Source organism: Streptococcus sp. D7B5, assembly GCF_029691405.1.
GTDB lineage: Bacteria > Bacillota > Bacilli > Lactobacillales > Streptococcaceae > Streptococcus.
The window spans coordinates 417700-431623 of record NZ_CP121467.1 but is presented as its reverse complement, the minus strand read 5'-3'; the positions used below and the strand labels follow the sequence as shown (position 1 = coordinate 431623).

9 protein-coding genes are annotated in these 13924 nt (G+C 40.8%); 4 read left to right on the top strand and 5 right to left on the bottom strand.

Going from position 1 to position 13924, the window contains the following annotated elements; all coding sequences use genetic code 11:
- Positions 1 to 31: 31 nt before the first annotated feature.
- The 5 genes from P8P68_RS02055 to P8P68_RS02035 all read right to left on the bottom strand — a co-directional run bounded on the left by P8P68_RS02055 (position 32) and on the right by P8P68_RS02035 (position 8999).
- Complete coding sequence (locus tag P8P68_RS02055) at positions 32 to 3079, bottom strand: pneumococcal-type histidine triad protein (protein ID WP_278276062.1); 3048 nt, start codon at positions 3077 to 3079, stop codon at positions 32 to 34.
- Positions 3080 to 3092: 13 nt separating this feature from the next.
- Positions 3093 to 4010, bottom strand: coding sequence for a zinc ABC transporter substrate-binding protein (locus tag P8P68_RS02050; protein ID WP_000747426.1), 918 nt, complete (start codon positions 4008 to 4010; stop codon positions 3093 to 3095).
- A 195-nt stretch (positions 4011 to 4205) separates the two neighbouring features.
- Positions 4206 to 6743 carry a pneumococcal-type histidine triad protein gene (locus P8P68_RS02045; protein WP_278276061.1) on the bottom strand — a complete coding sequence of 846 codons (2538 nt, stop codon included), beginning with the start codon at positions 6741 to 6743 and terminating at the stop codon, positions 4206 to 4208.
- 253 nt (positions 6744 to 6996) lie between these two features.
- Positions 6997 to 8730 carry a phosphoenolpyruvate--protein phosphotransferase gene (ptsP, locus tag P8P68_RS02040; protein ID WP_000138129.1) on the bottom strand — a complete coding sequence of 578 codons (1734 nt, stop codon included), beginning with the start codon at positions 8728 to 8730 and terminating at the stop codon, positions 6997 to 6999.
- A 5-nt stretch (positions 8731 to 8735) separates the two neighbouring features.
- Entirely contained in the window at positions 8736 to 8999 is a 264-nt protein-coding gene (locus tag P8P68_RS02035) for a phosphocarrier protein HPr (RefSeq protein ID WP_000146948.1), read from the bottom strand.
- 362 nt (positions 9000 to 9361) lie between these two features.
- On the opposite strand from P8P68_RS02035, the gene nrdH reads away from it, so the two are divergent.
- The 4 genes from nrdH to P8P68_RS02015 all read left to right on the top strand — a co-directional run bounded on the left by nrdH (position 9362) and on the right by P8P68_RS02015 (position 13893).
- Entirely contained in the window at positions 9362 to 9580 is a 219-nt protein-coding gene (gene nrdH, locus P8P68_RS02030; RefSeq protein WP_000259239.1) for a glutaredoxin-like protein NrdH, read from the top strand.
- An 80-nt stretch (positions 9581 to 9660) separates the two neighbouring features.
- Complete coding sequence (nrdE, locus tag P8P68_RS02025) at positions 9661 to 11820, top strand: class 1b ribonucleoside-diphosphate reductase subunit alpha (RefSeq protein WP_278276059.1); 2160 nt, start codon at positions 9661 to 9663, stop codon at positions 11818 to 11820.
- 195 nt (positions 11821 to 12015) lie between these two features.
- Positions 12016 to 12978, top strand: coding sequence for a class 1b ribonucleoside-diphosphate reductase subunit beta (gene nrdF, locus P8P68_RS02020; protein ID WP_000451379.1), 963 nt, complete (start codon positions 12016 to 12018; stop codon positions 12976 to 12978).
- 147 nt (positions 12979 to 13125) lie between these two features.
- A complete protein-coding gene (locus P8P68_RS02015; RefSeq protein WP_061427277.1) occupies positions 13126 to 13893 on the top strand; it encodes a DeoR/GlpR family DNA-binding transcription regulator in 768 nt (255 codons plus the stop codon).
- Positions 13894 to 13924 lie beyond the last annotated feature (31 nt).

Sequence of the window (13924 nt, the reverse complement as noted above, 5' to 3'; positions counted from 1 at the left end):
ACGAGGTAGCTTAGCTACTTCGCCTTTCTTTTTATTCGTTTGGTTGAGCACTTAGCTCAGACTCACTTTGTGCTTGCTTTTCTGTTGGTTTAGAAGCATCTGTTTCACTGTCTTTCTCAGACTTAGATTGGCTATTAGTTTCACTTGCTTTTGAACGGAGTTCTTGGTTCAAGCTAATGATTTCTTTAGCTAGAGTGAGGAGACCTTCTTTATCACTGCTTTTGGCTGCAAGTTGATCAAATAGGGCATCAACACGTTCAAAGTCAGCATCGGATCCTTTGTTATCCTCTAAATACTTGTGAAGAGAGAGCAAGACATTATAGAGTTTTTGGTAGATAATCACCGTTTGTGGATCTTGTTCTGCTTCTTTTTTCTCTCGTTGGATAGTCGCTGCAATACGATTTAAAAGATCCTCAAGTTGTGTTTTAGCTTCGTCAAGGTCTGCATTTTCCTTCTCAATAGCCGCTTTGATATTAGCTGCTTCTTCAGCTAGGGATTGTTTGACACCATCTTCTTTGACACGTGCTAGGAGTTGGGCAGCTTTTGTTAGAAGAGCATCCACTTCTTCCTTCTTAACATGGCTAACCCGCTCTTCTGGCATAAAATCACCGTAGAGCTCTTTTAGGAATTCATAGATGGCGGTCTTAGCAGTTTGACTATCTACTTTTTCCGTATCTAGAATAGTCTTACCAGCTTTTGTAGAAACGGGTTCTTCTTTGAGAGCTTCTTCTACTTCTAGCTTAGTTTGGTAAATAGTTGGGAATAACTTGTTCAAGTCGGTTGCTTTGAGGAAAGATTGTGACTGGTAAAGTTCCCAAGTCAGCTTGGCAACACGGTTTCGAAGTTCTTCTCTCAAACGGCCATCAGACACATGTTCGTAGAAGTACTTGATGTACTCTACTGTTGTGACTCCTGTCCGATCTCGGAAATCTTGCAAGGCCTGAAGTTTCGCTTCAATGGCAGCCAACTCTGTCTCATCCTGTGCTAGTTTTGCTTCCTGCAAATGTACCAAAAGATCTTTCTTAGGCAAGCCATAAGTATCCGTATCCAGTGTATTGATCTTATCTACTAGGGCTTGGTATTTTTTGTCCAAAGGTGAAGTTTCAACCGGTGCCACACTTTGATCCACATGGATGTATTGTTTATCGAAGAGATCCAAGGTTGCTAGGTATCCAGCAGTTGAGTTTGTTGCCAATTTTTTCATATTTTCGGTAAACTGTCCCAAAGCAAGTTCAACCCGTCTCTGCATGATTGGCTGGTCTTTGTAGAGACTTCTGCTATCTGCTAACAGTTGATCAACTTTAGAAAGAACAGTTTGTTCATCAAATGCACCAGGCTGATAGCTTGATTGTAAGGCCGGAATCTTGTTCTTCAGAGCTACTTCATAGCCCTTAGTTTGGACCTTAATGTAGTGATTGTGGTCTCCGTGAGGAATGACAAAACTACCACTTTCTACCTGTAAACTATAAGGAGACACCCCATCACGCAGAGCAGTCGTATACAGTTCATTTAGGAAGTCCAGTTCTGGATTCCCAGTTTGGAGAGGAATTCGAACATGTTCTTTTCGAACAGCATAGGGATGGATATGGGTTGGATCATAGGCTTGATCCGGATTTCCAAAGACAAAGAATCCATTTGAAATGCGAATCGCTTCGAGCGGAACCCCGTAGGTCTGTGAGATATACTTGATTTTTTCTTCATCGCTAGCATCTCTTGAGAAACTTTCCACAGTCTTTGCAAGTGGTTGAACAGGCTCAGACTGATGATTTTCTTTCAAGTGATCTTGGGCAGCTTTGATTTGGGCTGCAGTCAAGTCCTTCTTAAAGAAATAATGAGCGTGATCTCCATGAGAAACTACAAACCCTTGCTCATCTTCACTAATAACATGGTCAGCTGCAAAACCATGATCATGTTCTTCACCGTGGTGATGGTCATGCTCCTCTCCATCATGGTCATGATCTTCATGGTTGGTACCCTGACTTCCATGGTCACCGTCTTGGTCATGAGGATGATCTGGTTGAGCTGGATGTTCTGCTGGTTTGCTTGGATTTTCCAAAGGTGTTGGCTTCCCACTGTCGCTAGATAAAGGAATCATACGTGCAATCTTTTCTTCCAAGGCAGAAAGTTTTGTATATGGGATGAAATGATAGTGATTTCCGTGAGGAATCGCCACGCCACTCGGTGTTCTACTTGAAATCTTAGCAGGGTCAAAAATCAAGCCATCTGATTCAGCATAACGTTGACTACTTGGAAGAGCATAGAGCTGTTGCAATAGACTCTGAAGACTCTCAGCTTGATTACTTGGTGTTTCAGCCTGTTGACTTTGGTTGGTAGTTTGACCAGTTTCGTTTGGACTAGGACGATAGTTAGTCACACTCTGCTGAGTTCTAGTTCCAGAGAGGTAGGCTTGGGCAGCAGCTAATTCGCTAGCAGACAAGGAACTCTTTGGAATGTAGTGGTAATGTCCACCGTGAGGTACGATATAAGCATCTCCAGTATCCTCTATAATATCAGAAGGATTAAAGATGTAGCCATCATCAGTTGTATAGCGACCTTGAGATTGAGCAAGCGCCACTGCACTATTAGAAGTTGGTGCGTCGTGAGTATGGTCTTGTTTTTGGCGCTCAATTTCCTCCTTCGTACGAACGTTATCTGCATGCGCCACATCCTTAAGGTAAACATAATACTTCCCATCAACCTTGATAATGTAGCCACCTTTGATTTCATTGACAATATCAGCGTCTTTAAGTTGATAATTGGCATCTTTCATCAACAGTTCTTCGCTGAAAATCGCGTCAAAAGGAACTTTACCATTGTAATAATGGAAATGATCACCATGTGAAGTCACATAACCTTGATCGGTGATTTTCACGACAATTTGTTCAGCCTGAATATCTTCTTTCTTGCTAACTTGATCTGGTGTCTGGGTCTCTGTTTTTTGAGAATCTTGCTTCCCATCGACATAAGACACACGGTTATTATCTTTGTTTCCTTCTATCTGGTGTTGGTTCAATGCATAGATGCAAAGGCTTAGGGAAAGGACAAGAGCCGATCCTGCTGCAAGGTATTTCTTCTTCATTTTCATCATCTCCTCATTTTAATTCTTCTGCAAGAACATTCATGTTTTCTTCTAGATTTTCTAAGTAAGTTTTGTCATTTTCAGGATCTGCTTCTAAAGGATTGAGTGTCTTTAGGCTAACTCCTGTTGATTTGACCAAGGTCTCAGCGACTTTAGAAGAAGCATTGCTCTCAGTAAAGATGGTTTTAACCTTATAGGTCTTAACGAATTCCTGAATTTCTGTTAGTTGTCTCGGACTTGGTTCTTGTTCAGGGGAAATCCCTGCTATACCAAGTTGTTTCAAACCAAAGCGTTTAGCGAGATAAGAAAAGGCTGTGTGTTGTGTAACAAAGGTCTTTTGACTCGCTTTTTCAAAAATAGGCTGGTACTTCTTAGTCAATTCTTGGGCTTTAGCGATAAAGTTTTTAGCATTCTTTTGATACGTTTCCTTATTAGAACTATCAATCTCCGAAAGTTTGTCAGCGATAATCTGAGCTTCTTCACCTGCTTTTTCTGGATCTAACCAAGTGTGAGGGTCGTAGAGTGTTTTTTCATCGATGCCGTCACCAGCTTCTACATCTTCTAAGCCCGGTACACGCTCCAAGGTCATTCCTTCAGAAGCTTCTAAAACTTTAACTTTTGAGTTTTTCAAGTTAGGATCTAGGCTTCCAGCCCAAGATTCGAGCGTATGAGAATGGTAGACAAAGACATCTGCATCATAGATAGCAGCAATGTCATTTGCTGACGGTTCAAAGGAGTGAATCCCACTACTTGACTGAATCATCCGTACGTCATTCAAGTCACCTGATACCTCTTTGACCATGGCATAGATTGGGTAAAAACTTGTTACAATCTTCATCCCTTTTGCTTCTTGTTTTTCTTTTTGGCTACATGCTCCTAAGACAAGAACCAAGAGACCTACCACTAATAATAGAAATGTTCTTTTTTTCATCGTTACTCCTTAACTAGTATTTAACCATTTAATTAACTAGTAAATAGTTTATCTTTATTTACACTATATGTCAAGATATTTTACATATTTTCATGAAAAAAATGAGAACTAGAACTTACATTCTGTTCTCATTTTCGATTTTAACTTTTCTAGTTCTCCTATCCTGTTTTTAGGAGTTAGAAAATGTTGTTACAACTACTTACTCTCCCTTAACAAAGCCAATAATTTTTCAGCTTCTGCCATAATAGTATTGTTGTCCTGGGAGCCAAATAGCAGGTTATTTTTTAAGCCAGTGAGAGTTTCTTTGGCATTGGACTTGATAATGGGGTCTTGGATCTTTGCAAGTAGCTCTTCAGCCTCTCTCAGTTTTTCTTCAACCTTTTCAGTTTCAACCTGAGGTTCTTCTGGTTCCTCTGGTGATTCTTCTTCTGGCTCCTCAGTTGGTTTTGGAGATTCTGGTTTCTCACTCTGAGGTTTCTCTTCGCGAGGTTTTTCTTCCTCAGGTTTTTCTGTACGAGGTTTCTCCTCTGATGGTTTTTCCGTTTGATTGGTATCAGCTTGACCATTTTGGTTTCTTTGAACATGGTCACTTGCATTCCCCCAACCACTATCTGAATGCGGACGTTCGTTTGGATGTTCGACATAGTACTTGACAGTCGCAAAGAGATCCTCAAGAGTATACCCCTTAGGTGCCTCATAAAGTCCTTCGTCAAACCACTCAAATTTTATGTTATGGTAATGATCATAATGAGGAATGATTAAACTACCGTTTTTAACTTCCACGGTATGTTGGAGATTGTAAGGCATACGATCAAGCGGCACCTTCTTAGCTGCTTTCACGCGGTTGTAGATAGCTTCTGCTCCTTTAGCCTCCGTATTTCCTGGATTCTGATGGTCTGTTGAAGGAGGAGTCAAACCTTTCTCTTTAGCATAAGCCTGGGCTGCCGCTCTTTCGGCTTCAGACAAACTATCTTTCTTAATCCAATGACTATGGGTCATATGTGGAGCTACATAGGCATCCCCCTCATCACTGGTGATATCACGAGGATCAAAGATATAGCCATCTTCTGTTGTATACTTGCCTGCCAACTTGGCTACCTGAATCTCATCATCAGTGTAGGCAATTTGCGCATTTGGTTTTCCTAAACGTTCTGGATGACGAATCGGTGCTAGAAAGGCCAAGATATCATCCACCAACTTGACTTTATCACTGCTTTCATCATTTAAACGTTCCAACAGTTTATCCAAAGCGTCAAAATCAGCTTGGCGCCCTTTATTATCAAGTAAGTCCTGATGAATTCTTGCTAGTAAATCATAAGCCTTATTGTAAAATCCTCGATCATCAGATGGGAGATTGGTTTTCTTAGCTCCGAGTTTATGAGACAAACTTTCTTGCTTGGCTAGTTTACTATCAATTGCTGCTGCTGTTTCTGCTGAAAGCTTCTTGGCAGGAATATAACGTGAGGTTCCATTCTCCTCAAAGACATAGCCGTCAGCTACTTTTCGAATAGCCTGTTTAACTAATTTTTCGTCAATTGGATTGCTTGGAGTTGGTTGAGGAGTTGGTGCAGGTTGCGGGCTTGGACTAGGTTCCGGAGTCGGTTGTGGACTTGGTTGTTCTGGTCTTGAATCCGGCACCCTATGGTTCGAACTGTACTGTAGAGGAATAATACGAGCGATTCGTTCTTCCAATTCAGACATCTGTGAATAAGGGATGAAATGGTAATGGTTCCCATGAGGCACAGCAACTCCTCTAGCTGTTCGACTTGTAATCTGTGCTGGGTCGAAGACAAGACCATCAGATTCTACGTGTCGTTGGCTGAGCGGCAAGGCGTAAAGTTGTTTCAGAAGGCTATCAATATCCTCATCACTCTGACTTGCTTGGTTATCGTCGCTACTGTTGTTAGCTGTGTTCGTGTTCGTATAGCTGTTGCCTTGATTATTATAGGATGGAGTCCATCTATCTACATCGCTGCTAGCACTGTTGTTATTGGTACGGCGATAAGTAGGCGTATTTGATTGGCCACTTCTACCAGATAGAAAGGCTTCTGCTGCAGCCAATTCGCTGGCTGATAACTCGCTCTTAGGAATGTAATGGTAATGGTCGCCATGAGGAACGATATAAGCATCACCAGTATCTTCAATGATATCGGATGCATTAAAGATGTAACCATCATCTGTGGTGTAGCGTCCCTGTGAACGTGCCAAGGCTACCGCACCATCGTTTGCTGAAGTCCCTCTTTCACGATGCTGACTATGTTCTTGTTTTTGCCGATTGATTTCTTCTTTCGTACGGACATTATCCGCATGTGCAGCATCCTTAAGGTAGACATAGTATTTTCCATCTACCTTGATGACATAACCACCCTTGATTTCACTGACAATATCCTCGTCCTTGAGCTGGTAGTTTGGATCATTCATCAGCAACTCTTCACTGATGATAGCGTCATAAGGGACCTTGCCATTATAGTAATGATAGTGGTCGCCGTGCGAAGTAACATATCCTTGGTCTGTTATCTTGATGACGATTTGCTCCGCATTGATGCCTTCTTTCTTGCTAACCTCATCAGGAGTCAGATTCTCCGTTTTTTGCGCCGCTTGTTTTCCATCTATATAGGAAACACGATTATTTTCTTTGACTGTTCTAGCTTGATACAGTCCCAACTCGTAAGAGCAAACACTTAAAATTAAAGCTGCCGCAGAACCAGCAAGGTATTTTTTATTAATTTTCATTGAAACTCACTTTCTTTTTGATATTTTTAGTTACAATTCATTTCTAAATTGCAGAAACTCCTCTCTATTACTTAACTGGTTAATAGTTTACTCCTAAATTTGCAACTTGTCAAGAATTTTATGAACCGGTTAAGTATTTTTTATTCTTCACCGCTACTTTCTCTAGAATGGACTTTATATAAGAAGAATTAGCTTGAACATTTTTTTAAAATATCAAAAAAATCCCTGCAACTGGGTTGCAAGGACTTTTCGATTAATCAAAATTAACGTATTCTTTTTGAAGTTCAAGAACTTCTTCCATTGTTGAGCATTCTGTAAGGGCACGGTTTGCGTACTCTTCCATCTTAGCTGTATCGAGTTTCTTCATCAAGCTACGTGTACGAAGTACTGATGTTGCTGACATAGAGAACTCATCCAAGCCCATTCCTACAAGAAGTGGAACAGCTTGTTGGTCACCAGCCATCTCACCACACATACCAGCCCATTTACCTTCAGCGTGAGCTGCTTTGATAACGTTGTTAATCAAACGAAGGATTGATGGGTTGTATGGTTGGTAAAGGTATGAAACTTGTTCGTTCATACGGTCTGCTGCCATTGTGTATTGGATCAAGTCGTTTGTACCAATTGAGAAGAAGTCAACTTCTTTAGCAAATTGGTCTGCAAGCATTGCTGCTGCTGGGATTTCGATCATGATACCAACTTGAATATTATCCGCAACTGCAACACCTTCAGCAAGAAGGTTTGCTTTTTCTTCGTCAAAGACTGCTTTCGCTGCACGGAATTCTTTCAAGAGCGCAACCATTGGGAACATGATACGCAATTGACCGTGAACAGACGCACGAAGAAGGGCACGGATTTGTGTGCGGAACATAGCATCTCCAGTCTCAGAGATAGAGATACGAAGGGCACGGAATCCAAGGAATGGGTTCATTTCGTGAGGCATATCGAAGTAAGGAAGTTCCTTATCTCCACCGATATCCATTGTACGAACAACAACAGGTTTACCGTTCATTCCTTCAAGTACAGCCTTGTAAGCTTCGTATTGCTCGTCTTCTGTTGGGAAGTCTTGAGAATCCATGTACAAGAACTCTGTACGGTAAAGACCAACAGCTTCAGCACCGTTGTCATTGACACCTTCAACGTCTTTTGGAGTACCAATGTTGGCAGCCAATTCAAAGTGTTTACCATCAGCTGTTACTGTTTTAGCATCTTTCAAGAGAGCCCATTCAGCTTTTTGCTTCGCATACGCTTCACCAGCAGCCTTGAATTCTGCTGCTTGCTCATCAGTTGGGTTGATAATAACCTCACCTGTGATACCGTTAACGGCAAGAATGTCACCGTCTTTAACGATTTCAGTGATGTTGTTTGTACCCAATACTGCTGCAATTTCAAGCGTACGCGCCATGATAGCTGAGTGGCTTGTACGTCCACCAATGTTTGTTACAAAAGCTTTTACAAAGTTTTTGTCCAACTGAGCTGTATCTGAAGGAGTCAAGTCATGCGCAATCACAATCACTTCTTCATTGATAGAAGCTGGGTTTGGCAATTTTTTACCAAGGAGGTTGGCCAATACACGTTTTGTCACGTCGCGGATATCCGCAGCGCGTTCTTGCATGTATGGGTTGTCTTCCATGCCTTCAAAGATAGTGATAAACATGTCTGTTACTTCTTTCAGACCTGCTTCTGCATTCACTTTCTTCGCACGGATTGTTTCCTTGATTTGGCTGATCATTTCTGGGTCAGCAAGAACCATTAAGTGAGCGTCAAAAACTTGAGCTGCTTCTTCACCGAGCGTACCTACTGCTTTCTCGCGAATAACAGAAAGCTCGTCTTGTGATGCCTGTAGAGCGGCATCAAGGCGAGCTTCTTCTGCGTTTGTATCTTCGACTGTAATAGTCTCAAATGACAAATCCGGTTGAACGAGTAGATATGCTTTTGCAACTGCAACACCGTCAGATGCTGCGATTCCTTTAAGCATTTCTGTCATTTTCCTTATGCCAATCCTTCTTTTTCCATAGTTTCAGTGATAGCAGCGATTGCGTCGTCAGCATCTGCACCTTCAGCTGAAATTGTAACGTCAGCACCTTGGCCAACACCAAGACTCATAACACCCATGATAGATTTAAGGTTTACTGATTTACCTTTGTATTCAAGAGTGATATCTGAAGCAAATTTGCTAGCTGTTTGAACCAACAATGTTGCTGGACGTGCGTGAATACCTGTTTCTGCCACTACGTGGAAATCTTTAGAAGCCATAGTTTGACTCTCCTTTAGTTATTTCTTTTTTGGATTATATGTGATAACCCTTACAAGACTGTATTATATCACCTTCTAGATAATTTTTCAAGTATTTTATGGACTTTCTTCTATTTCCTTTCTGATAACTTGCTGAAAATCTTCTATTTATCTTACCAATATACAGTATATAGTTTTTTTGTTTTGATAAACTTTGATAGTTCAATGAAAAACCAATTTTACACTCTGACAAAACACTATATCTTGTGCTTTGTTTTTGAAACTGTAACTTTTTAGCACAAGATTTAGTTTAAAAAGTTTGACAAAGTTTTTTTTTCTGATATACTAAGAAAGTAATCAATTTTGAAAGAGGAGTTACGAAAATGGTAACCGTTTATTCTAAAAACAACTGTGTCCAATGTAAGATGACCAAGCGTTTCTTGGACAGCAACAATGTCGCTTATCGTGAGATTAATCTTGACGAGCAACCTGAGTACATCGATCAAGTTAAAGAGCTCGGTTTCAGCGCAGCTCCTATTATCCAAACACCAACTGAAGTTTTTTCAGGTTTCCAACCAGGAAAACTAAAACAGTTAGCATAATCTTAGTACATCATCCAGAAGAAACTGCTTCTAGGGCTAACTTAGAAGCCTTTCTTTTGTAATTAGATAAGGGAAATTTTATGGGATTAAAACATCTTGAGGACGTGACCTACTTCCGTCTCAATAACGAAATCAACCGTCCTGTTAATGGACAAATCATGCTTCATAAAGATAAAGAAGCCTTGGATGCCTTCTTTAAAGAAAATGTAGTTCCAAACACTATGGTTTTTGATTCAATCACTGATAAAATCAACTACCTCATTGAACACAACTACATCGAAACTGCATTTCTCAAGAAATACCGTCCAGAGTTTTTGGAAGAATTGCATCAATTTATCAAAGACCAAAACTTCCAATTCAAATCATTCATGGCTGCCTATAAGTTTTACAACCAGTATGCCTTGAAGACTAATGACGGTGAATATTACCTTGAAAGCATGGAAGACCGTGTCTTCTTTAACGCACTTTATTTTGCTGATGGTGATGAAGCTGTTGCGATTGATATTGCCAATGAAATCATCCATCAACGCTACCAACCTGCTACTCCTTCCTTCTTGAACGCTGGTCGTGCTCGCCGTGGGGAGTTGGTATCTTGCTTCTTGATTCAAGTAACGGATGACATGAACTCTATCGGACGTTCCATCAACTCTGCCCTCCAGCTTTCTCGTATCGGTGGTGGTGTGGGAATTACCCTCAGCAACCTTCGCGAAGCGGGTGCACCTATCAAAGGTTATGAAGGAGCTGCTTCTGGTGTCGTTCCAGTTATGAAACTCTTCGAGGACAGTTTCTCTTACTCCAACCAATTGGGTCAACGTCAAGGGGCTGGTGTAGTCTACCTCAACGTCTTTCATCCAGATATCATCGCCTTCCTTTCAACCAAGAAAGAAAATGCCGATGAAAAAGTTCGTGTGAAGACCCTCTCACTTGGAGTTGTGGTACCAGATAAATTCTACGAATTGGCTCGTAAAAATGAAGAAATGTACCTCTTCAGCCCTTACTCTGTAGAGCTTGAGTATGGTGTGCCATTCAACTATATCGATATCACTGAAAAATATGATGAATTAGTAGCAAATCCAAATATCCGCAAGACAAAAATCAAGGCGCGTGATTTGGAAACGGAAATCTCTAAATTGCAACAAGAGTCTGGCTATCCATATGTAGTCAACATCGATACGGCTAACCGTGCGAATCCTGTTGATGGAAAGATTATCATGAGTAACTTGTGTTCTGAGATTCTTCAAGTTCAAGAGCCAAGTTTGATCAACGATGCTCAAGAATTCCTTCAAATGGGAACAGACGTCTCATGTAACCTTGGTTCAACCAACGTGGTCAACATGATGACCTCACCTGACTTTGGTCGTTCTATCCGTGCGATGGTTCGTGCTTTGACTTTCGTTACAGATAGTTCACACATCGTAGCTGTCCCTACTATCGACCACGGAAACAGTTTGGCTCACACCTTTGGTCTTGGTGCCATGGGGCTTCATAGCTACCTTGCCCAACAACTCATCGAATACGGATCTCCTGAGTCAGTTGAATTTACAAGCATCTACTTTATGCTTATGAACTACTGGACCTTGGTGGAATCAAATAATATCGCCCGCGAACGTGGTATCACCTTCCACAACTTTGAAAAATCAGATTATGCTAACGGAAGCTACTTCGACAAGTATGTAACTGGTGAATTTGTTCCAAAATCAGACCGTGTTAAAGAACTCTTCAAAGATATCTTTATTCCAAGTGCTGCTGATTGGGCTGAACTTCGCGAAAAGGTTCAAGCAGATGGTCTTTATCACCAAAACCGCCTTGCTGTAGCGCCAAATGGTTCTATCAGCTACATCAACGATGTTTCTGCTTCTATCCACCCGATTACGCAACGTATTGAAGAACGCCAAGAGAAGAAAATCGGTAAAATCTATTATCCTGCTGCAGGTTTGTCAACAGATACTATCCCTTACTACACTTCTGCTTACGATATGGATATGCGTAAGGTGATTGATGTTTACGCTGCTGCAACAGAGCACGTGGACCAAGGACTTTCACTCACCCTCTTCATGCGTAGTGATATTCCAAAAGGTCTTTACGAATGGAAGAAGGAAAACAAACAAACGACACGTGACCTATCTATCCTTCGTAACTATGCCTTTAACAAGGGTATCAAGTCTATCTACTACGTCCGTACCTTTACAGACGACGGTGGAGAAGTCGGTGCTAACCAATGTGAAAGCTGTGTGATTTAATTTTTATCTGGGGCAACCACATTTTCTCAGACTACTGATTAAGTTCCCCATCATACAAAACTTGATAAGTATCTTAAATACTATGAAAAACTAAAAAGTCGGTCTTCCGACTTTTTGTGCGATACTCTTCTCAGACTATGATAAAATAGAGAAGATTCCTTTATCGCATTATTACATACAGAAAGAGATTTCAAAATGGAAACTTACTACAAAGCCATTAACTGGAATGCCATCGAAGATGTCATCGACAAATCAACTTGGGAAAAGCTGACGGAGCAATTCTGGCTCGACACTCGTATCCCCTTATCAAATGACCTTGACGACTGGAGAAAACTATCAAACAAGGAAAAAGACTTGGTAGGAAAAGTCTTTGGTGGTTTGACCCTTCTTGATACCATGCAATCAGAAACAGGGGTTCAGGCTCTTCGTTCAGACATCCGTACACCGCATGAGGAAGCTGTTTTCAACAATATCCAATTTATGGAATCTGTCCACGCAAAATCTTACTCTTCTATCTTTTCAACCTTGAACACCAAGGCTGAAATTGAAGAAATCTTTGAATGGACCAACACCAACCCTTACCTACAAAGAAAAGCTGAAATTATCAACGAAATCTACCTCAATGGTACGCCTCTTGAAAAGAAGGTTGCCAGCGTCTTCCTTGAAACCTTCCTCTTCTACTCTGGTTTCTTCACACCGCTCTACTATCTCGGTAACAACAAACTGGCCAATGTTGCGGAAATCATCAAACTGATCATTCGTGATGAGTCTGTTCACGGAACTTACATCGGTTACAAATTCCAACTTGGTTTCAATGAATTACCTGAAGAAGAGCAAGAAAAACTCAAAGAATGGATGTACGACCTGCTCTATACCCTCTATGAGAACGAAGAGGGCTATACAGAAAGTCTCTATGACGGTGTTGGTTGGACTGAAGAAGTCAAAACCTTCCTTCGCTACAATGCCAATAAGGCCCTTATGAACCTAGGACAAGATCCACTCTTCCCAGACTCAGCTGATGATGTCAACCCAATCGTCATGAACGGTATTTCAACAGGAACTTCTAACCACGACTTCTTTTCTCAAGTCGGAAATGGTTATCTCCTTGGTGAAGTTGAAGCTATGCAAGATGAAGATTACAACTACGGTTTAGACTAATTTGGCCAATCATTCAAAATATCATGGTTTGTTTAAAACAACCATGATATTTTTGTTTTTTGTTTTTTGTTTTATTTTGTTTTTTTCTATTTGATATATTGAGCGTTTTATGGTAAGATAATGATAGTAGAAATCGAGGTGATAAGGATGCTAAAGCAAGAAAAACTAGATAATATTCTAGAAACAGTAAATACAAAGGGAACTATTACTGTAAAAGAAATCATGACGCGTCTGGATGTATCAGATATGACAGCTCGTCGCTACTTACAAGAATTGGCAGATAAGGATTTGCTGGTTCGTGTGCATGGTGGTGCTGAAAAACTTCGTACAGGTTCTCTCTTAAACAACGAACGGTCAAACGTTGAAAAACAAGGCTTACAGATTGCTGAAAAACAAGAAATTAGTCGTTTTGCAGGTCGTTTGATTGACGAAGGAGAAACCATTTTTATCGGGCCAGGAACAACCTTAGAATGTTTTGCTCGCGAGCTCCCTATCGATAACATTCGCGTTGTAACAAACAGTCTTCCAGTTTTTCTCATCCTAAACGAACGAAAACTAACAGATTTGATCTTGATTGGTGGAAATTATCGCGCTATCACTGGTGCTTTTGTAGGTACACTTACCTTACAGGATTTGACAAACCTTCAGTTTTCTAAGGCATTTGTTAGCTGTAATGGTATTAAGGATAAGGCAATTGCTACTTTCAGTGAAGAAGAGGGCGAGGTACAACGAATCGCCTTGAACAATGCCAATAAAAAATACTTACTGGCAGACCACAGCAAGTTTAATAAGTTTGATTTCTACACCTTCTACAATATCTCAGAGATTGATACGATCGTTTCAGATTCCAAACTGAGTCAGGAAACATTTGAAGATCTATCGAAACAAACAACCATTCTTTTATCAAAACCATAAAAATTCCCCTGCCTTTTGGCGGGGAATTTTT